Origin of the sequence: Mycolicibacter minnesotensis (assembly GCF_010731755.1) — a bacterium.
Classification (GTDB): Bacteria; Actinomycetota; Actinomycetes; order Mycobacteriales; family Mycobacteriaceae; genus Mycobacterium; species Mycobacterium minnesotense.
Window position 1 is genome coordinate 610,764 of the sequence record NZ_AP022589.1, and the last position, 20,012, is coordinate 630,775.

Sequence of the window (20,012 nt, forward strand, 5' to 3'; positions counted from 1 at the left end):
CGCACGTGACGCACGGACCCACTGTAACCACACCCCCCTCAGCTGTTGAGCAGCGCGGCCAGCTCAGGCAGTTCGGGCAGTTGATCGGCGGCGACGGTGCTGCCGGTGCGCACGTAGTGGAAGGCGGCTCTTACCTGCGTTGCCGGACATCCGGTCAATGCGGCCCAGGCCAGCCGGTAGACCCCGAGTTGCACGGCGGCGTGGCGGCGGGCATCCGGGCCGTCGGGAACCGTTCCGGTCTTCCAGTCCACGACTGTCACACCACCGTCTGGCTCTGCGAACACCGCATCGATCCGGCCCCGGACCACGCGGGTGCCGACGGTCATCTCGAATGGCACCTCGACGGCGAGGGGCGAGCGGGCCGCCCACGGCGATTCGAGGAAGGCCGCCTGCAGGTGCGCCAGCTCCTGCGCGTCGGCGCGGGCCGTGTCGGCGTCGGCTGCACCGGGAAGATCATCGAGCTCGAACAACCGCTCGGCCCCGTAAAGCCGCTGAACCCAGTCATGAAACGCCGTGCCCAGCAATGCATGCGGGTCCGGCCGGGCGGGAAGTCGGCGACTCAGGCGCTGGGCCGCACCTGCCGGGTCACGGCTCAGCTCGACCAGACCGCTCACCGACAGTTGCCGGGGCAGCGCGCGGGCCGGCTGCGTCACGGAGGAGGCACGCTCCGCCAAGAGTGCGTCGACGTCGGACGCCCACGGACTGGCCGGAAGCGAACCGTCCGCAGGCTCTTCGGTCTGTAGCTGAGCCGATACCAGTGCTGCACCCTGATCAACTTCTTCGCGCCTTCCGGCCAGCGGGTCAACCGGCCATATTTCCTCTTTTACGCTGTCGCACAATGGATTTGTCTCGCCATCGGCCGGCGCGTCCGCCCAGTGCTGCACGATTCCACACGGAGTCCCCGCCTCCGCCGAGCTGTCGACCACCGCTTTGATCTCGGTGAGGAACACCGAGGGCCCACGTGGCTTGGTCTCTCCTGCACCCCAGTGATGTCCGGAGACCAGCAGGGTGTCCTCCGCACGAGTCACCGCCACGTACAACAGCCGACGCTCTTCGTCGACCCGCCGCTGGTCCAGCCGGCGCTGATGGTGGGCGATGGCATCGGACAGCTGCTTTCGGTTGGTGACCGCGTCGGTATCCAGAATCGGGACTCCCTCGACGACGTCGCCATCGCTGTGGGCACGGTCGCCGCGCAACAGCGGCGGCAGTTCACCGGCGTCGGACAGCCAGCTGCGACGCGATGCGGTCGAGGGAAACACCCGCGCCACCAGGTGCGGGATGGCCACTACCTGCCATTCCAGCCCCTTGGCGGCGTGCACGGTGAGGATCTGGACGCGGTCGGCGGCGACCGCCGGTGCCGCCGGAGCCAACCCGTTCTCGACCACCTCAGCCGCCTCCAGGTAGGCCAGCAGGCCGGGCAGTGCGGCAGCGGCCCCGATCGCGTCGGCATATCCGGCCACCACGTCGGCGAAGGCGTCCAGCTGGTCGGCGCCCGTGCCCCCCGTCATCGGCGGCTGGGCGGCGAGCACCTCACAGTCCAGGCCCAGTACCCGACGAACTTCGGCCACCAGGTCAGGAAGCGGATGCCAGAGGTGACCACGCAGCACGGTCAGCTCCTCGGCGAGGGCCACGATGCGCCGGTATCCCGGCTCCGAATAACGCTCGGCCGCTCCGGGATCGGCGAGGGCGTCAGCCAGACAGGCCGTATCGGAATCCGGCCCAGCCGCGGCGGCGATCTCCGCAGCCGAGGCCGGCGCGCTCGGCGCGTGGGGCCGGGCCAGCTCGGCGGCGCGCCGCCACAAGGCGGCCAGGTCGGCGGCTCCCAACCGCCAGCGCGGTCCGGTCAGGACGCGCAGTGCCGCAGCGCCGGCGGTCGGCTCTTGGATCAGCCGCAACATCGCCACCAGGTCTGCCACTTCCGGCACAGACAGCAGCCCGGCCAGGCCAACCACCTCCACGGGGACGCCTCGGGCCCGGATCGCCGCCGCTAGCGCCGCGGAATCAGCGTTGCGCCGCACCAACACCGCGGCGGTGGGCGGGGCGAGGCCGTCTGCCTCGGACCGCTGGTAGCACTGCTGCAACGAATCGGCCACCCACTCGACTTCGGCGGTCACGTCGGGCAGCAGTGCCACCCGCACATCGCCCGCAGGTGCGGCGGGGCGAGGCCGCAGCGCCTGCACCGTGACGGAGCGCTGCCGTGCTTCAGCGGAGACCTCATTGGCCAGGTGCAACACTTCGGGCGGGTTGCGCCAGCTGGTCCGCAACTCCAATGTGGGGGCCGGGCTGCCGTTGGCCAGCGGGAAGTCGGTGGCGAAGCGGGGCAGGTTGGTTGCTGAGGCTCCTCGCCATCCGTAGATCGACTGAATCGGGTCCCCCACCGCTGTCAGCGCCAGGCTGTCGTCTGCGCCGCCGCCGAACAGCGACGACAAGGCGATGCGCTGAGCGTGGCCGGTGTCTTGATATTCGTCGAGCAGCACCACCCGGTAGGTGGCACGCAACCGTGCCCCGACTGCGTCGTGGGATCGCGCCAGCCGGGCGGCAGTGGCCATCTGGGCACCGAAGTCCATGGCCCGTTGCGCCCGCATCCGCTGGTGAAGGGCGTCGATCAGCGGCACCAGTTCGGCACGTTCGGTTTGGGTGTCCAGCATCTTGAGCAGCGATTGGTTGGGTTCGGCACGCTGCCGGGGCCCGGGCGGCAAGGTATGCACCAGCCGCTCCAATTCCAGGTGGGTGTGGCGCAGTGCGTCGGTGTCCACGAGGTGCTCGGCCAGTTCACCGGAGAGCCGCAGCACCATGGCGGTCACCGCGGCGGGGTCGCGGTGGGTGCGTAGTTCCCCTGAATAGCCGCTGACCACATCGAAGGCCATCTGCCACAGGGCTGTCTCGGTGAGCAGCCGGGTGTCGGGTTCGATTCCCAGCAGCATCCCGTGCTCGCGCAGCAGGGCACCGGCGAAGGCGTGGTAGGTGCTTACCACTGGCGTCGCCGCCACGGATCCATCGAGTCTCGCTGAACCGCCGGGGTCCACCGCCATCAGCCCCGCACCGGCCAACCGCGCCAGCCGGGATCGGACCCGGCGCAGCAACTGGCCCGCTGCCTTGCGAGTAAAGGTCAGGCCGAGGACCTGTCCCGGTTCGGCATAGCCGTTGGCGACCAGCCACACCACCCGGGCGGCCATCGTCTCCGTCTTGCCAGCGCCCGCGCCGGCGATCACCACTAAGGGCCCCGGCGGTGCGGCGATGACTGCGGCCTGCTCTTCGGTGGGCTGATGCAGTCCCAGCGCCTCCGCCAGTTCAGCGGGGTCGTAGCGGTTTCTCATGCGCCACACCCGCGAGTGTGTGCCGGGCAGACCGGACGCACCGGGCAATGCCGGCAGCCGTCGTTGACGCGGGCGGCGAACTGCGGCCCGGCGGTGGCCGCGGCTGCCTGCGCGATCCGCTCCCTCCATTGACCACCGGTCTCGGCGGTCAGGGCGTCCTGTTCGCGTTCGGAGGCACCGTCCCCTGCAGGTTTGGCCGGATACACCAGGCGACCGCCGCCGGGCTGTTCGTCAGCACCGATGAGCCCGGCCTCTACCGCCAGCTGGTAGACCGCGAGCTGGGCATGCTGCTGCGCGTCGTCCTTGCTGACCGGAGTCTTCGCCGTCTTGACGTCGACCACCACCAGCCGTCCGGCGGCGTCACGCTCAACCCGGTCGATCCGGCCGCGCAGGCGCACCCCGTCTCCGGCGTCGACAACACCGTCGAAGGACACCTCGGTGCCCACCTCGGTGAGTTCGCCGCGGGTCTGGGTTCGCCAGGCCGCGAACGTCTCGATCATCGCCCGGTGCCGGTCGTGTTCGTTGGCCGAGTACCACGGCGACGTGAACGGCAGCTGTTGCCATGCCCGATCCAACTCGGCGAGCATTTCCTGTGGGCTGCGGCCCGATTCGGCGACCAGAGCATGGACCACCGATCCGATCGTCGAACGCAGGTCTGGGCGATCTGTTCCGCCGTGGCGTTCGGCCAGCCAACGCAGCGGACAGTCCAGCAGGCTCTGCACCGCCGAGGGCGACAGGGTGACGACCTGACCTGAGCCAGGACGCCACAACGGTTCCTCGGTGCTCAACGGTGTCGCGCCGTACCAGCTCTGCGGGTCGGCACCGGGCACACCGGCTCGGGCAAGGCGCGCCAATTGCCTTGCTGCATCGGTCCGTTCGGAAATGGTCACCACGTCTTCTGGCGCGCAGACCACGGCGCGCAGCCGGCCCACCAGCCCGGCCGCCGACAGCACCGGCGGCGCCACGGCCGGCGACGCAGGCACGCGAGGGTCCTCGCCGGTGGCGCAGGCGGCGAGTTCGGTGACGAACTCCGAGGGGATCTGCACATCGGCGCCACCGTCGCCGTCTCCGTCGACCGCGGTGATCACCAGCCGGCGCCGGGCCCGGCCCAGCGCAGCCACCAGCAGTCGCCGTTCTTCGGCCAGCAATGGCGCCCGGGCCGACACCTCTTCACCGAATCCGTGCAGGGTGTCCAGAAGACGCTGAGTTCCCAGCACACCGCCCCGGGGAACAGTGTTGGGCCACAGCCCCTCCTGAACACCGGCGACCACCACCAGATCCCACTCGCGGCCGAGGGCGGCATGCGCACTGAGCACCGCCACCGCCTCGGTTCCCAGCGCGGACTCGGTGCGCGGCGACGGGAGTTGCATGGACGTGACGTACTCGACGAGTCCGGTCACGGTGGTGCCGGCGGTGCGCGCCACGTACTGCTCGGCGAGGTCGAAGAGGGCCGTCACCGCATCCAGGTCCCGGCTGGCTTGAGCCCCGCTCGGGCCGCCGCGCTCGGCGGCCGCCAGCCAGCGCTGCTGCAGCCCGGACCGGTTCCAGGCCTGCCACAACGTGTGGTGTGGGTCGCGACCGCCGGCATGGCTGCGGGCCGCGGCCTGCAGGACCGCGCGCACCCTATGCAGCGCACGCGTATGCGCGGCCGGCAGCTCCCCCGGCGCACCGGTGAGAGCTGCCGCCAGACGGTCGCCGGGATGTGCCGAACCCGAAGAGCCGGCCGGGCCGCGGCGCAGCGTGCGTTGCAGCTGCCTCAGGGAGATCGGATCGACCCGCCCGATCGGCCCGCTGAGCAGGGCCAATGCGCGCGGTCCGTCCACCTTGTCGGCCGTGCATTCCAGCACCGTGAGCAGGGCGGCGACCGCGGGCTGCTGTGCCAGCAACCCTCCGCCGGCCGGCAGCGCGACCGGGATGCCGGCGGCGGCCAGCGACCGGGGCAGCCGTGCGGCCGCGCGCGGGACAGACCGGACGATCACCGCCATCTGAGACCAGGGCACGCTGTCGATCAGGCGGGCGCGCCGCAGCGTGTCGGCGATCAAAGCGGCCTCGGCGTGGGCGGTGGGCGCGGTACGTACGGTCACCACCCCGTCGTCGGGTCCGGTTCCTTCGAGCCGGCGGGTGGCACTCGTGCCGGGCAGGCGGCGGGCGACCGCGCTGATCGCCCGGGCCACGGCGGGGGCGCAGCGGTGCGAGGTGGTCAGCGTCACCACCGGCACCGTGGCCCGCTCGGGTGTCCCGTCGCGGTCCAGCAGGACGGTGGGTTCGGCGCCACGAAAGCCGAACACCGCCTGATCGGGGTCACCGGCGATCACCGTCCGATGCACACCGGCGGCGAGCACCCGCACCAGCTGGGCTGCCTGCGGGTCGAGCTGCTGTGCGTCGTCGACCAGCAGCAGCCGGATACGGCTGCGTTCGTCGAGGAGCAGGTCCGGGTCGGTGGCGAACGCCTCCAGTGCCGCCCCGACCAGCTCCGCGGCACCGAGCGCCGGCGTGGTCGCCTGGGGTGCTGCAGTGCCGACCGCGGCGCGCAGCAGCATCACCTGCTCATACTGTCGCGCGAACCGGCCGGCAGCCGTCCACTCCGGGCGGCGGCACCGTTTGCCCAACCTGATCAACTCGGCCGGGTCGACGCCGCGTTCGGCGCAGCGCGCCATCAGGTCGCGCAGTTCGGTGGTGAAGCCGTCGGTGGCCAGGGCCGCGTGCAGGGCCGGCGGCCAAGCCCCGGCGCCGTCCCCGGCGAGCAGCTCGCGGATCACGCTGTCCTGCTCGGCACCGGTCACCAGCCGCGGCGGGGTGGCCTCGGCCCGCCGGGCGGCGCGTTGGAGGACCGCGAAGGCATAACCATGCACGCTGCGCACCACTGGCTCGCGGATCGCCTGGCCCGCCGCAGGTCCGCCGGCAGCCAACAGGGTTGCGGTCAGCGTCCCGCGGTCCACGGCCGGCAGCCGGCCCGCCCCCGTCAGCAGCAGCACCGAGTTCGCATCCACACCGTCAGCGACGTGCGCGGTGGCCACCTGAGCCAGCAGGCTGGTCTTGCCGGTTCCAGGGCCTCCCCGCACCTGGACGGCGCCAGACGCTAGCGGGTCGAGTACCGCAGCGACCTGCGCGGTGTGCGGACCCCAGTGCTGTGCCATGCCGCCTATGAGAGCACTGCCCTCTGACACGTAACGGCTCAGCTGGCACCATCGACGGGTGAATCCCGAGCATCGACTGCACGTGCACCGCTACGGCCCGGACGGCCCGGTGGGCTTGTTGGCGGTCCACGGACTGACCGGCCACGGCGGCCGCTGGCGCTTTGTGGCCGAGCATCTGCCCGACGTCACCATCGCGGCACCGGACTTGATCGGCCACGGACACTCGTCGTGGGCAGCGCCATGGTCGATCGACGCCAACGTCGCAGCACTGGCAGCACTGCTTGAGGAAGCCGCCGTCGGCCCGGTTCCGGTAGTCGCGCATTCCTTCGGTGGGGCGATAGCCCTGCACCTGGCTGCGGCACGCCCGGACCTGGTCGACGCGCTGGTTCTGTTGGACCCGGCGATCGGGTTGGACGGGCAGTGGATGGCCACGATCGCCGCGGCGATGCTGGCCTCCCCCGACTATCCCGACGCCGCCCAGGCGCGGGCCGAGAAGGAGCACGGCGCCTGGTCCGATGTCGATCCCGGCCTGCTCGACATCGAACTCGACGAGCATCTGGTCACGCTGCCCTCGGGTCGTTTCGGTTGGCGGATCAGCGTGCCCGCGGTGATGTCGTATTGGAGTGAGCTGGCCCGCCCCGCCCTGCTGCCCGGATCCACGCCGACCACCCTGGTGCGAGCCACCCGGACTTCACCGCCGTACGTGGATGAGGCGCTCATCGATGGCCTTCGGGCCAAGCTGGGGCCGAATTTCCAGCTGATCGACTTCGACTGCAATCACATGGTGGACCAGGCCCGCCCCGCCGAGGCTGCCGCCGTGATCCGCGCGCAGCTCGTCCGGCACTAGGGACGGCAAGCCGTGGGCGCGGTCACCGACGAACAAGTCGAACTGGTGCGCGCGCTGATCATCGGCGTGCCCGTCGGCCGTGTGACCACCTATGGCGATGTCGCTGCTGCGGCAGGGCTTTCCAGCGCCCGTATCGTGGGCTGGGTTCTGCGGATCGACGGCTCCGATCTGCCCTGGCACCGGGTGCTTCCAGCCTCGGGACGGCCGGCATCGCACCTACATACCGAGCAACTGGAACGCCTTCGCGCCGAAGGCGTATTGGCCGTCGACGGGAAAGTGGATCTACGCACGCTGCGACACCAGTTCTGAGGGCCCCCACAACATCGAGCGTGCATTCAGAGCGAAAAAATGGCCGAAATCCCGCCCTGAGTGCACGTTCGGCGAGAGCGAAGGACTACAGCGCCAGCCGAACCAGCGCCGCCGTGCGCGCCAGCCCGGGGAACGCCTCCTCTGTCGACCGTGGATGCAGTGCGTGCACCGCCAGGCGGAACATCAATGCTCGCAACAACATCTGCGGCCACTCGGGCAGATTCTCCCAACGTTCGATAAGCCCGTCGTCGGCATCGCCCCACGACAGGGCATCCACCACCACCACCCCGGCGGCCCATGATGCGGGGCGCCAGTAGGGCGTGATATCAGTGATGCCCGGCGCCGCGGCACCGGAGAACAACACCGTTCCATACAGGTCTCCGTGGACCAGCTGACTCGGATTCTTGGTGGGCTTACGCAAGGTGGCCAGTTGATTGATCAGGTCGATCGATCGCTGGCCATCTACCGAGCCCGGTGCCAGCCGGGCGCCGGACTGCAGCGAGGCGAAAGGCCGGTCTTCCCAGGCGGCCCGATCCGCGGCGATGAACACATCGACGTCGGCCCATGGCGCCACCGGGGCCTGGGTCAGGAACCGGGGCCGCTCCAATGTGGAGGTGGCTTCGTGCAGCCGCACCGCCGCCGACACGACCTCGTCATGGCGGGGCTCGGGGCTACCACCGACGAAGGTGTCGGCCCGCCAGCCCGACACCACGTAACGACCGTCGGTGGAGCGAACCGGGCGGGCCAGGCGGAGGCCGTCAGCGAAGAGGGTTTCGCGCACTTTCGCCGACCATGCGGCCCTGGCATGGTCGGCGACCATCGACAGGACCACTTCCCCGCATTTCCAGCCGTCTTCCCAGCCGGCACCGAGCGGAGTGGGCGAAACGTTGCGAATGCCGAACGTCGCCAGCACATGTTCGGGCGGCGGCTCGAGGGTCACCGGATAAGACTAACTGTGGGAAACGCAAGCGCGGCGGAGCCGGGCGCGGCGGGTCATGTCGCGGTCGGTAAGCCGCGATGCACCCGGTCGGCAGCACTAGTACATGACCATGTCGGGCTGCATCTGCTTGGCCCACGCCACAATTCCCCCCTGTAGGTGGACCGCGTCGGCGAATCCGGCCTTCTTCAGCGTGGCCAGGGCCTGCGCCGAACGAACGCCGGTCTTGCAGTACAGCACGGACATTCGGTCCTGCGGCAGCCTCGCCAAACCCTCACCGGTGTTGATGATCGACTGCGGGATCAGCTGCGCCCCCTCGATGTGGTTGATCGCCCACTCGCCCGGTTCGCGCACGTCGATCAGCGCGAGCCGTTGTCCGGAGTCCAGCAGGGCGCGCAGCTCGGCCGGCGTGATGGTGGACCCGACGGTCGCGGCGGCCGCGTCCTCGGAGACCGCGCCGCAGAATGCGTCGTAGTCGATCAACTCGGTGATCGCCGGCGCGGAGGGATCCTTGCGGATCGCGATGGTGCGGTAGCTCATCTCCAGCGCGTCATAGATCATCAACCGCCCCAGCAACGGTTCGCCGATGCCGGTGATCAGCTTGATCGCCTCGGTGCTCATCACTGAACCGATCGACGCGCATAACACGCCGAGCACGCCGCCTTCGGCGCACGACGGCACCAGCCCGGACGGTGGCGGGTCGGGGTACAGGTCGCGATAATTCAGTCCCCTCCCGTGCGGCGCATCCTCCCAGAACACCGAGACCTGGCCCTCGAATCGGTAGATCGACCCCCAGATGTAGGGCTTGTGGGCCAACACCGCCGCATCGTTGACCAGGTAGCGGGTGGCGAAGTTGTCGGTTCCATCGAGGATCAGGTCGTAGTCCGTGAACAGCTCGACTGCGTTGGATCGCTGCAGACGTTCCTGATGCAGTTGCACCCGCACCAGCGGGTTGACCTCGGCGATCGAGTCGCGGGCGCTTTCGGCCTTCGCTCGGCCGACGTCGGATACCCCGTGGATGACCTGGCGCTGCAAGTTCGACTCCTCGACGATGTCGAAGTCGACGATCCCCAGGGTGCCCACGCCGGCGGCCGCCAGGTACAGCAACGTGGGGGCGCCGAGTCCGCCGGCGCCGATCACCAATACGCGGGCGTTCTTGAGACGCTTCTGCCCCTGCACACCGACATCGGGGATGATCAGGTGGCGGCTGTAGCGTGCGACTTCTTCCCTGGTCAGCTCACCGGCCGGCTCCACCAGCGGCGGCAGTGATCTCGGCACCGGCAATCTCCTCAACGTCGCGTTCGCCAATCCATCACAGCAGCTGGTGTGGGCAACGCCAAACGGCGGGGGAAGCTTCCCGAGACAGCGGCCGACGGCTCAGGCGATCGGAGACGGCCAGGGGTTGAAGCGGCAGGTCTTTCCGTCCGGCTTCACCCACTCCGGGTCGAACTTCGCCGCGTCGTCGTTGGAGGTGCCGAATGTCTGCTGCATCATCACCGGCGCCAGACCGTCCTGCTTATCGCACGGCTCATGGTGCTGGTAGCCGATCGCATGACCGACCTCGTGATTGATCAGGTACTGCCGATAAGACCCGATGTCGCCCTGGAAGGGCACTGCACCACGGACCCAGCGGGCCTCGTTGACAAACACCCGTGGCTCCGACTTTGCCCCGTAGGACGGGTTGTAGCAGGACGCTTCCAGCGGAATCTCGTAACCGCAGCCCTCCCGTACCGTGATGGGCGAGGTCAGCGAGATGCGAAAGTCGGGGGTGACGGGCCCGCTGCCGTCGATCCGAACGAACCCGATCTGCGGGGTGTGCGTCCAGCCCTTGGGATTGCGCAGGGTCTGGTCGACCATCCGGGCGAACGCCTCGTCACCGCCGAACGCTGTGGTGTCGATACCGTTCTCTACCTCGATGGTGTAGGCGAACACCTTCTCGGTCCCCTGACCGAACTCCGGCTCGGTTCCCGGTATGACGCGCCAGGTCATGTCGCCGGCTTCGGTGAACGGACCGCCGTTGGGCAGTACACCGGTCGGCAGGTTGACATCGAACTCGGTGAGGCCGCGCGGCGGCGCGCCGATGATGGCGGTTCCCAACGATCCGATCGTCGGGGGGCCTTGGACCGTGTCCTCCGCGTCATGAGTGCGCACCCCGACGCCGGTGATGGTCTGGTAGACCACCACGACAGTGAGTGCCATGAGCACCGGTAGCGCGTAGGCACGCCAACCGTAGGTGGACACGAACCGGCCCAGCCAGGTCTGTTTGCGCCACTGGCGGTGCACGTCGCGGTCCGACCGCACTCGCCCCGCGCCGGCCGCAAGCGGGTCACGCTGTGCGCGCAGGGGCTCACGGAAGCGATCCCGGAGCACCGGGGCTCGACCGCCGCCACTCCGCCCCGGGTCGTAGGTCACCGTCCCAGAATGGCACAAGGTCTGCGAGCTGGGACTCTTCGGCGCGCCAGGAGCGGCGCAGGAGGAGATCGAAATGGCGATCGACGCCTGGTTGACGGATGTCGCTGGTGGAAGTGACGTGCGCAGCGCGTAGTCTCGCTCTCACGTACCGGCCGTCGAGAACCAGTCCTCGCCGTCCGGCAGGACCGGATAGAGGATTCGATGAGCAAACCGATCGACACGGCAGAGCGGGACGGCGCCAAGCCGACCGGCCGCCGCGCGAGCGGCGCCAAGACCCCGGCCGCCGGTGGCCGTCGGGGCACCCGCCTGCCCCGCGACGAGCGCCGCGGTCAGTTGCTGATCGCCGCCAGCGATATTTTCGTCGACCGCGGCTACCACGCAGCCGGCATGGACGAGATCGCCGAGCGGGCCGGTGTCAGCAAACCGATCCTCTACCAGCATTTCGCGTCGAAGCTAGAGCTCTACCTGGCGGTCCTGGCCCGGCACGTGGAAAACCTGGTCTCCGGCGTCCGCCAAGCGCTGCGGACCACCACCGACAACCGGCAGCGCCTGCGGTCCGCGGTGCAGGCCTTCTTCGACTTCATCGAGCACGACAGCCAGGGCTACCGGTTGATCTTCGAGAACGACAACGTCGCCGAGCCACAGGTCGCGGTTCAGGTGCGCGTAGCCACCGAGTCGTGCATCGACGCCATCTTCGACCTGGTCAGTCACGACTCCGGGTTGGACCCGCACCGCGCGCGCATGGTGGCGGTGGGCCTGGTCGCGATCAGCGTGGACTGCGCCCGCTACTGGCTGGACAGCGATCGCCCGATCACCAAGGAAGACGCTGTCGACGGAACAGTGGCTTTCGCCTGGGGCGGCCTGTCACACGTGCCGCTCAACCGCTAAGCGGAACTGGCCTCGGCGGCGACGTCAGAACCGATGCCGAAACCGACCCGCCGACTGTCGGCGACGCCGATCTCCACGTAGGAGATCTTGGCGGACTGCACCAGGTAACGGCGGCCCTTCTGGTCGGTCAGCGACAGCACGGCGCTCTCGGCGCCCTTGCCCAGCGCGGCGGCAACCAGCTTTTCGACTTCATCGGGCGTCTGCGCACTGGAGATCACCAGTTCGCGCGCGCTGTCGGTGACCCCGATCTTGACCTCCACGCGAGCCCCTTTCGTTTGCGGTGGGCGTTGTCTAGCAGGCTAGTGGACGAGCACCCGGTGGGTACGCACCGGCCGTTCGCCCTGGGCGATAACGGACCTCGCACCACCGGGGAGCGCCGATCCGACCAGCTCAGGCCAGGCCCAACTCGCGCATACGCTCGTCGTGGGTGTGCTGCAGGCGGTCGAAGAACCCGGCGAGCTGAGCCAGCCCGGCCGCACCCGACACCACCAGATCGGCGAGTTCGTCGCGGTCGGCCAACACGTACTGGGCCTGGGTGATCGCCTCGCCGAGCAGGCGGCGCGACCACAACGCCAACCGACTGCGCTGCTTGGCGCTGGCCGTGACCGCGCCACGCACTTCGTCGACGACGAACTGTGAGTGCTTGGTCTCGGCCAGGACCGAGCGCACCACGTCAGCCACCTCGTCGGGCAGCCCATCGGCGATCTGCAGGTAGAAATCCGCGGCCATGGCATCGCCGATGTAGGTCTTGACCAGCGCCTCCAACCAGGTGCTGGGCATCGTGAGGCGGTGGTAATTGTCCAGCGCGGTAGCGTATTTCGACATCGCCGGGACCACATCGACACCGCGGCGCTCAAGGGCCTCGCGCAGGAGCTCAAAGTGGCCCATCTCGGCGGCGGCCATCGCCGCCATCGAGATCCGGCCGCGCAGGTCGGGCGCCATCCGGGCTTCGTCGGTGAGCCGGTAGAACGCGGCCACCTCGCCGTAGGCCAGTGCCGCGAACAGCTCGTTGACACCGGGATGATCGGCGGACAGCCGTGGCGTGCACGGCTGCGTTTCCGCGTCGGCCGAGGGAACCGAATTCATCACCACACTGTAGGCGTTCCGCGGCAATGGGCCGCTTCCCGGCCCGACCAGGTACTATGACTCTCAGGCATTGCCCCTTCGGCACTGCCGCGCAATGTGCGTACACGCGGGTGGCCCGCCTACAGGCGAGTGCAGGGCCCCCGACGGAGCCTTTTGAAAACGGGCGAAGTATTGACCGTCGAAGTGTGTGCGCCCCGACCCACACCGCGATCGACTGACATACCGCGCCGACTTCGAAAGGCACCCGCCAGCGCATGACCCCATTGATTTCCACCACTGTCCCCACCGCTCCCCCGACCTTCGCCGAACTAGGCGTTCGCGACGAGATCGTTCGCGCGTTGGCCGAGAACGGCATCGAGCACGCCTTCGCGATCCAGGAGCTGACGCTGCCCCTTGCGCTGGCCGGCGACGATCTGATCGGCCAGGCCCGCACCGGCATGGGTAAGACCTTCGGCTTCGGCGTCCCGCTGCTGCAGCGGGTCAGCACCAGCCCGGACCGGCCCCTGACCGGCGCACCCCGAGCGTTGGTTGTCGTTCCCACCCGCGAACTGTGCATCCAGGTCTCCGGCGACCTGGCCGATGCAGCCAAGTACCTGACCGCCGGGGACCGCCCGCTGTCGGTGCAGGCCATCTATGGCGGCCGTCCCTACGAGCCACAGATCGCGGCCCTGCAAGCCGGCGCCGACGTCGTGGTGGGCACCCCGGGCCGGCTGCTCGACCTGGCTCAACAGGGCCACCTGCAACTGGGCGGACTGTCCGTGCTGGTGCTCGATGAGGCCGATGAAATGCTGGACCTGGGCTTTCTGCCCGACATCGAACGCATCCTGTCCCGCATCCCCGACGATCGCCAATCGATGCTGTTCTCGGCGACCATGCCCGGACCGATCATCACCTTGGCCCGTAGCTTCATGAACCAGCCCACCCACATCCGGGCCGAGGCTCCGCATTCTTCAGCAGTGCACGACGCCACCGAGCAGTTCGTGTACCGCGCCCACGCGCTGGACAAGGCCGAACTGGTCGCCCGGATACTTCAGGCGCGGGGCCGCGGCGCCACGATGATCTTCACTCGGACCAAGCGGACCGCACAGAAAGTCGCCGACGACCTGGGCGAGCGCGGCTTCAAAGTGGGTGCGGTGCACGGGGACCTCAATCAGGTGGCCCGCGAGAAGGCACTCAAGGCGTTCCGCACCGGCGACGTCGACGTGCTGGTGGCCACCGATGTGGCCGCCCGCGGCATCGACATCGACGACGTCACCCACGTCATCAACTACCAGTGCCCCGACGACGAGAAGACCTACGTACACCGGATCGGCCGCACCGGCCGCGCCGGCAAGACCGGCGTCGCCGTCACCCTGGTCGACTGGGACGAACTGGCCCGCTGGACGCTGATCGACAAGGCACTCGATCTGAGCTGTCCCGACCCGGCGGAGACCTACTCCAGCTCGCCGCATCTGTTCACCGAACTGGATATCCCCACCGACACCAGCGGCTCGATCGGTAAGACCCGCCGGTCGCCGGCCAAGCGGCCCGAAGGCGGCGACGAAGAACGCCGCGAAACCTCGGCTGACCGGCAGCGTGCGCCCCGCAACTCGACTCGGTCGCGGCGACGCACCCGGGGCGGTCAGACCGACGCCGACGACGGCGCCGCGCAGGCCGTCGAATCGGGCGAGACGGGACCCGCCACCAGCTCTGACGCCGGTGCACCCAGTGCACCCCGGCGTCGTCGCCGGCGCCGCCCGAACAAGCCGGCGGCCGCTGCCGCGAACGGCAGCTGAGCTAGGCCGCCGACGTGGTGCGACCCGAGCGCCGCACCCCCGGCGATCTGGTCGCGGCGGCGGTGATCGCGGTCGTGATCGTGGTCGTCGGGGTGGCCATCTGGTGGACCAGCGATGCCCGCGCCACGGTCAGCCAGGCTGCATCGGACTCAGCGACCAATCCCCCGTCGGCCGTGATGGTGCCTGCGGCACTGGCACAGGCATGGACCGCTGCGAGCCCGGCAACCTGGGCGCCGGTGCTGGTCTCGGGGACAGTGATCACCGGCGATGGCCGGCGAATGAGCGGACGCGACCCAGCTACCGGTGAGGAACGCTGGAGCTATTCCCGTGACGTCGACCTGTGCGCGGTGACCTGGATCTATCGCTACGCCGTCGCGGTGTATCCCGATGCCCGCGGCTGCGGCCAGGCCAGTGCGATCGTCGCCGCCACCGGGCTGCGCGGGCCGGCCCGCACCAGCTACGCCGACCCGACGGTGCGGGTCACCTCCGAGGGCAGCGCGGTGCTCTCCGCCGGTCCCACCCGCCTGGAATTGTGGCGTTCGGACCTGGTCCGGGTGCTCTCCTATGGCGAGATCGACGCCAGGGTGAAGCCCTCGGCGCGCGGCCGTGGCCAGGGCTGCACCCTGGTGTCGGCAGCGGCGGCCTCGTCGGCGGTCTCGGTCCTGGAAGCCTGCGCCGGCCAGACCGACCTACAGCTGACCCTGCTTCGTCCGGGCAAAGAGGAAGACGACCCGGAGACCCAGCGCATTCCCCAGCCCGGGGTGGCCGCCGACTCCGGCGCCCGGGTGCTCGCGGTGACCGACTCGGATTCGGGGCCCAACACAGCGATCTATCTGCCCACTCCGCAGCCCCGGGTCGAGGTTGTCGACCAGACGGGCAGCACGATCGCCAAGACCTTGCTGCCGGGCAATCCCAGCGCCGACAGTGCCGCGTTGCCGGTATCGCGACCCACCGGTCTGATCTGTTGGTGGACCGGCGACGCGGTCATGGTGTTCGACTCCGGGACCCTGGCCTACCGCTACACCATCGCAGCGTCGGGTGCCGCGGTGCCGCTGGGGCCGGCCGCCCGGATGGCCGATCACCTGCTGATCCCGGTCACCGACGGGGTCGGAGTCTTCGATCAAGCCACCGGCGCAGCCGAACGCATCATCCCGGTCAGCCGCCCTCCGGGGGTTTCCACGGTATTTCCGGCCGTGTCAGGTCCGATGGTGCTGGAACAGCGCGGCGACACCGTGGTGGCACTGGGCTGAACCGCTCGAGAGCAGCGACCCGCTGCTGATCAGACCTCGGGGGTGAAGGTCGGCAGTTTTTTGCCGCTCTTCCAGTACTTGAGTAATGCCTCGGCCAGCTGCCGATACGCCTGCGCGCCCTTGTTCTTACGCGCGGCGATCACCGACGCGCCCGATGCGCTGGCCTCGGCGAAACGCACCGTACGCGGGATCGGTGGGGCCAGCACCGGCAGGTCATAACGGTCGGCGATGTCGAGCAAGACATCACGGCTGTGGGTGGTGCGCGAGTCATACAGCGTCGGCAAAGCACCCAACAACGTCAGCTTCGGATTGGTGATCTGCTGAACGTCGTTGACCGTACGCAGGAACTGGCCGACGCCGCGATGCGCCAGCGTCTCGCATTGCAGGGGCACGATCACCTCGCCGGCCGCGGTAAGTCCGTTGAGGGTCAACACGCCCAGGGAGGGCGGGCAGTCGATGACGGCGACATCGAACTGGTCTTCCAATTTGGCCAGCGCACGCTGCAGGGCGTATTCCCGGCCGGCCCGCATCAGCAGCATCGCCTCGGCCCCGGCCAGGTCGATGTTGGCCGGCAGCAGGGTCATTCCCTCCTCGGTCTGGACCAGCGCTGCGTTCGGCTCCACCTCACCGAGCAGCACTTCGTGCACCGAGACCGGCAGCTTGTCGGGGTCCTGCCCCAGCGAGAACGTCAGACAACCCTGCGGGTCGAGGTCGACCAGCAATACCCGCCGACCGAGCTCGGCCATCGCCGCGCCCAGCGACGCCACCGTCGTAGTCTTGGCCACGCCGCCTTTCTGGTTGGCAACCGCCAAGATCCGCATCCCCGTCACACCGACATACTGGCACGGCTTGCCCGGCTAGAGCACCAAACGGGGGTCGATGTCCGCCGTCGGGCAGAATCGACGGGCGTGGGGATCGAGGAGCACCGACTTCTGCTGCTGCGCCACGGTGAAACCGAGTGGTCCCAAAGCGGTCGGCACACCGGACGCACCGAGCTGGAGTTGACCGAGGTGGGCCGGCGCCAGGCCATCGCGGCCAGCGCACCACTGGCCGATCTGGCACTGCAGGACCCACTGGTGCTCTGCAGCCCGCGACGACGCGCGCAGGTGACCGCAGAGCTTGCCGGGCTGCACGTCGATGAGACGATCGAAGACCTCGCCGAATGGGACTACGGCCGCTACGAAGGCCTGACCACCGCACAGATCCGCGCCGCCGAATCCGACTGGCTGATCTGGACGCACGGCGGTGCCGGCGGCGAGACAGTGGCGCAGGTCAGCGATCGCGCCGACAGGATGGTGGCGGTGGCGTTGCGGCAGTTGGCCACGCGTGACGTGGTGTTCGTCAGCCACGGCCACTTCTCCCGGGCGGTGGTCACCCGTTGGCTCGAGTTCCCGTTGGCCGAGGGAGCACGCTTTGGAATGCCGGTGGCCTCGTTAGCCGTCTGCGGTTTCGAGCACGGCGTGCGCCAGCTCGTCGCCCTCGGGTTGACCGGGCCGAAAGCCGCAGGACGGTGAGGCCGTCCTGGACGCCGCCGGCGTTCGTGCTTTCCGGACCGGCCGGGACTATATCGGCCGAGGCGGCGGTAGCCGGCTTTGCCGACGTCGCCGACGCCCAGGCCGCATTGTCCGCGGGACGAGCCCCGATTGTGTTAGGCGCGTTGCCTTTCCGTCCGGGCGCTGCCGCGGCACTGTTTGTCCCGCGTGGTCTGCGCCGCGAGCGCTCGCTACGGCCCGCGCCCATTGTCGGCATACCGGAGGTCCGCGTCGTCGAACGTGTTCCCTCACCCGCAGAGCACCGCGTGAGGATCCGGCGGGTGCTGGAGGAGCTGAATGCGCCGCACAGCACCCTGCAGAAGGTGGTGCTGGCTCGCGGACTGCGTTTGAGCGCCGACGCACCGCTGGACGCCGATGCTCTGTTGCGCCGGTTGGTCGCCGCCGACCCGAGCAGCTACGGCTACCTCGTCGACCTGAGCGCCGCCGGGGCCCCGTACGCCGGCACGATGCTGGTGGGCGCCAGTCCAGAGCTGTTGGTCGCGCGCGACGGCGACCGGGTGACCTGCCGGCCGTTCGCCGGTTCGGCCCCGCGCTCGGCCGACGCCGATGTCGACGCCGCCAACGCCGCCGCATTGGCCGCGTCCGGAAAGGACCGTCATGAGCACCAGTTGGTGGTCGACCAGCTCCGCAGCGCGCTCGCACCGCTGTGCGCCGAGCTCGACGTCGCACCGGAGCCACTGCTCAGCAGCACCGCCGCGGTATGGCACCTGAACACCCCGATCACCGGCCGACTACGCGAAACTGCCACCACCGCACTGGATCTGGCACTGGCTTTGCACCCGACAGCCGCCGTGGGCGGGGTACCGACCGCAGCTGCGGTGGAACTCATCACCGAGGTGGAAGACGACCGGGGCTTCTACGCCGGCGCGGTCGGCTGGTGCGACGCAGCCGGCGACGGCCGATGGGTGGTGGCGATCCGCTGTGCGCAGCTGTCCGCCGACCGCCGATCCGCACTGGCGCACGCCGGCGGTGGAATAGTCGCCGAATCCGATCCGGACGAAGAACTGGCCGAAACCGTGACGAAGTTCGGCACGATCCTGTCGGCTATGGGCGTTGCTCGGCCCAACGCAGCGCTGCCGGACTGAACAAGGCCGCCAGGACTGCCACCGCGACCACACCGACCGCCACGCCGTATCCCCAGCGTTGCGAGCCCACGCCCAGGTACCAGGCGACCGGCAACAGCAGCAGATTGGCAAACACCGCAATGCCGCGCCCGAACCGCCGGCCCCGCAGCAGCGCCCACCCGGCCGCCGAGACCGCGGCTCCGACCAAGGCAAACCACGCCGCGGTTCCATAACCGTTGGCGGCCTCTTGATCGGCACCGGCCAAGGCCCTCACCACCAGGATTGCCGCAACCAGCCACGCGGCCGCGCCCTGCACTGCAACGATCAGGCCCGCGCCGAATACGGCGCGCGGTGGGTCAGCGACGGCTTTCACGCCGCCAGCGTAACCACCCTTCCCATAGACTCGTCAGTCGTGCGTGCCGTGCTGATCGTCAACCCCAATGCCACGTCCACCACGCCCGCGGGCCGAGATCTCCTCGCTCACGCGCTCAAAAGTCGCCTCGACCTGACCGTGGTGCACACCGACTATCACGGTCACGCCAACGAGATCGGTCAGGCCGCATGCCGTGACGGTGTCGACCTGGTGATCGCGCACGGCGGCGATGGGACCGTGCACGGTCTGGTCAACGGCATGCTCGGGGCGCCCGGCGCGCGGCCGCCGGCGAATCTGCCGGCGGTGGCGGTGGTGCCCGGCGGGTCGGCCAACGTCTTCGCCCGCTCGCTCGGGATCGCGGCCGACCCGATCGCCGCCACCAACCAGCTCATCGAGTTGATCAATCCGCCGGGCGGGCCCGCCTGGCGCCGGATCGGTCTCATCGACTGCGGCGAACGGTGGTCGGTACTCAACGCGGGCATGGGCGTCGACGGCGAGGTGGTGGCCGCGGTGGAGGCCGAACGGGAGAAGGGCCACGTCGTCACCCCGCTGCGCTATATCCGGGCCGCGGTCCCTGCGGTGCTGGCCACCGCCCGCCGGCCACCGACGCTGACGCTGCACATGGGCGACGACCCGCCCGTCGACGGGGTGCATCTCGTCTTTGTCTCGAACTGCGCGCCGTGGACCTATGCCGACGACCGGAGCGTGTGGACCAACCCCGACACCACCTTCGAGTCGGGAATGGGCGTATTCGCGACCACCAGCATGAAAGTTCTACCCACACTGAGGCTAGTTCGGCAGATGCTGGCGAAACGACCGAAGCTGCGCGCCAAGCAGCTGATCCGCAACGACGACGTGGCCACACTGCACGTGGATGCGGGCGACACACCGATAGCGACGCAGATTGATGGCGAATATCTGGGCCTGCGTACCACAATGACGTTCCGGGCCGTCCCTGATGCATTGAGCGTGGTCGCCCCACCGGCAAATAAATCCCGCTGACCTGCGGAGATATCGCCCAAATCGGTCAATGAGCGCACAGTTAAGCCCACTGTAGTACACGC

Annotated in this window: 17 protein-coding genes; 8 read left to right on the forward strand and 9 right to left on the reverse strand. The window is 69.2% G+C overall.

What is annotated here, in order from left to right; genetic code table 11:
• Positions 1-38: 38 nt before the first annotated feature.
• Both G6N09_RS03060 and G6N09_RS03065 read right to left on the reverse strand, forming a co-directional pair.
• Positions 39-3,317, reverse strand: coding sequence for an ATP-dependent helicase (locus G6N09_RS03060; protein WP_083027585.1), 3,279 nt, complete (start codon positions 3,315-3,317; stop codon positions 39-41).
• The gene (locus G6N09_RS03065; protein WP_083027542.1) at positions 3,314-6,454 is read right to left on the reverse strand and encodes an ATP-dependent helicase; all 3,141 of its coding nucleotides are present in this window, start codon (positions 6,452-6,454) and stop codon (positions 3,314-3,316) included. Before G6N09_RS03065 ends, G6N09_RS03060 begins: the two co-directional genes overlap by 4 nt.
• Positions 6,455-6,512: 58 nt before the next feature.
• On the opposite strand from G6N09_RS03065, the gene G6N09_RS03070 reads away from it, so the two are divergent.
• Together G6N09_RS03070 and G6N09_RS03075 are read left to right on the forward strand one after the other, a co-directional pair.
• Positions 6,513-7,301: an alpha/beta fold hydrolase gene (locus G6N09_RS03070; protein ID WP_083027543.1), complete on the forward strand. Its 789-nt coding sequence runs from the start codon at positions 6,513-6,515 to the stop codon at positions 7,299-7,301.
• Between the two features lie 12 nt (positions 7,302-7,313).
• A complete protein-coding gene (locus G6N09_RS03075) occupies positions 7,314-7,610 on the forward strand; it encodes an MGMT family protein (RefSeq protein ID WP_083027544.1) in 297 nt (98 codons plus the stop codon).
• Between the two features lie 85 nt (positions 7,611-7,695).
• Here G6N09_RS03075 and G6N09_RS03080 read toward each other — a convergent pair whose 3' ends face one another.
• From G6N09_RS03080 to G6N09_RS03090, 3 genes are all read right to left on the reverse strand, one after another.
• The gene (locus G6N09_RS03080) at positions 7,696-8,550 is read right to left on the reverse strand and encodes a TIGR02569 family protein (RefSeq protein WP_083027545.1); all 855 of its coding nucleotides are present in this window, start codon (positions 8,548-8,550) and stop codon (positions 7,696-7,698) included.
• Positions 8,551-8,646: 96 nt separating this feature from the next.
• Positions 8,647-9,825 (reverse strand): adenylyltransferase/sulfurtransferase MoeZ, encoded by a 1,179-nt coding sequence (gene moeZ / locus G6N09_RS03085; protein WP_083027546.1) that lies wholly within the window; start codon positions 9,823-9,825, stop codon positions 8,647-8,649.
• Between the two features lie 99 nt (positions 9,826-9,924).
• The gene (locus G6N09_RS03090; RefSeq protein WP_083027547.1) at positions 9,925-10,959 is read right to left on the reverse strand and encodes a DUF3152 domain-containing protein; all 1,035 of its coding nucleotides are present in this window, start codon (positions 10,957-10,959) and stop codon (positions 9,925-9,927) included.
• A gap of 201 nt (positions 10,960-11,160) precedes the next feature.
• Between G6N09_RS03090 and G6N09_RS03095 the strand changes: the two genes are divergently transcribed.
• The gene (locus G6N09_RS03095; RefSeq protein WP_083027548.1) at positions 11,161-11,847 is read left to right on the forward strand and encodes an HTH-type transcriptional activator FasR; all 687 of its coding nucleotides are present in this window, start codon (positions 11,161-11,163) and stop codon (positions 11,845-11,847) included.
• Here G6N09_RS03095 and G6N09_RS03100 read toward each other — a convergent pair.
• The gene (locus G6N09_RS03100; RefSeq protein ID WP_083027549.1) at positions 11,844-12,107 is read right to left on the reverse strand and encodes a DUF3107 domain-containing protein; all 264 of its coding nucleotides are present in this window, start codon (positions 12,105-12,107) and stop codon (positions 11,844-11,846) included. The genes G6N09_RS03095 and G6N09_RS03100 overlap by 4 nt on opposite strands.
• Before the next feature lie 130 nt (positions 12,108-12,237).
• Positions 12,238-12,933: a ferritin-like fold-containing protein gene (locus G6N09_RS03105; protein WP_083027586.1), complete on the reverse strand. Its 696-nt coding sequence runs from the start codon at positions 12,931-12,933 to the stop codon at positions 12,238-12,240.
• Positions 12,934-13,187: 254 nt separating this feature from the next.
• Between G6N09_RS03105 and G6N09_RS03110 the strand changes: the two genes are divergently transcribed.
• Together G6N09_RS03110 and G6N09_RS03115 are read left to right on the forward strand one after the other, a co-directional pair.
• Positions 13,188-14,708 (forward strand): DEAD/DEAH box helicase, encoded by a 1,521-nt coding sequence (locus G6N09_RS03110; protein WP_083027550.1) that lies wholly within the window; start codon positions 13,188-13,190, stop codon positions 14,706-14,708.
• 14 nt (positions 14,709-14,722) lie between these two features.
• Positions 14,723-15,958, forward strand: coding sequence for an Rv3212 family protein (locus tag G6N09_RS03115; RefSeq protein ID WP_083027551.1), 1,236 nt, complete (start codon positions 14,723-14,725; stop codon positions 15,956-15,958).
• 29 nt (positions 15,959-15,987) lie between these two features.
• Here G6N09_RS03115 and G6N09_RS03120 read toward each other — a convergent pair whose 3' ends face one another.
• On the reverse strand, positions 15,988-16,779 hold the full coding sequence (locus G6N09_RS03120; RefSeq protein ID WP_109559005.1) for a ParA family protein: 792 nt from the start codon (positions 16,777-16,779) through the stop codon (positions 15,988-15,990).
• An 87-nt stretch (positions 16,780-16,866) separates the two neighbouring features.
• On the opposite strand from G6N09_RS03120, the gene G6N09_RS03125 reads away from it, so the two are divergent.
• Together G6N09_RS03125 and G6N09_RS03130 are read left to right on the forward strand one after the other, a co-directional pair.
• Complete coding sequence (locus G6N09_RS03125) at positions 16,867-17,472, forward strand: acid phosphatase (RefSeq protein ID WP_083027553.1); 606 nt, start codon at positions 16,867-16,869, stop codon at positions 17,470-17,472.
• Positions 17,469-18,596 (forward strand): isochorismate synthase, encoded by a 1,128-nt coding sequence (locus tag G6N09_RS03130; protein ID WP_083027554.1) that lies wholly within the window; start codon positions 17,469-17,471, stop codon positions 18,594-18,596. The genes G6N09_RS03125 and G6N09_RS03130 overlap by 4 nt, the downstream gene beginning before the upstream one ends.
• On the opposite strand, the gene G6N09_RS03135 is transcribed toward G6N09_RS03130, so the two are convergent.
• Positions 18,556-18,948 carry a hypothetical protein gene (locus tag G6N09_RS03135; protein WP_083027555.1) on the reverse strand — a complete coding sequence of 131 codons (393 nt, stop codon included), beginning with the start codon at positions 18,946-18,948 and terminating at the stop codon, positions 18,556-18,558. The genes G6N09_RS03130 and G6N09_RS03135 overlap by 41 nt on opposite strands.
• A 39-nt stretch (positions 18,949-18,987) precedes the next feature.
• Here G6N09_RS03135 and G6N09_RS03140 point away from each other — a divergent pair, with 39 nt between their 5' ends.
• A complete protein-coding gene (locus tag G6N09_RS03140) occupies positions 18,988-19,950 on the forward strand; it encodes a diacylglycerol/lipid kinase family protein (protein ID WP_083027556.1) in 963 nt (320 codons plus the stop codon).
• Positions 19,951-20,012: the final 62 nt, after the last annotated feature.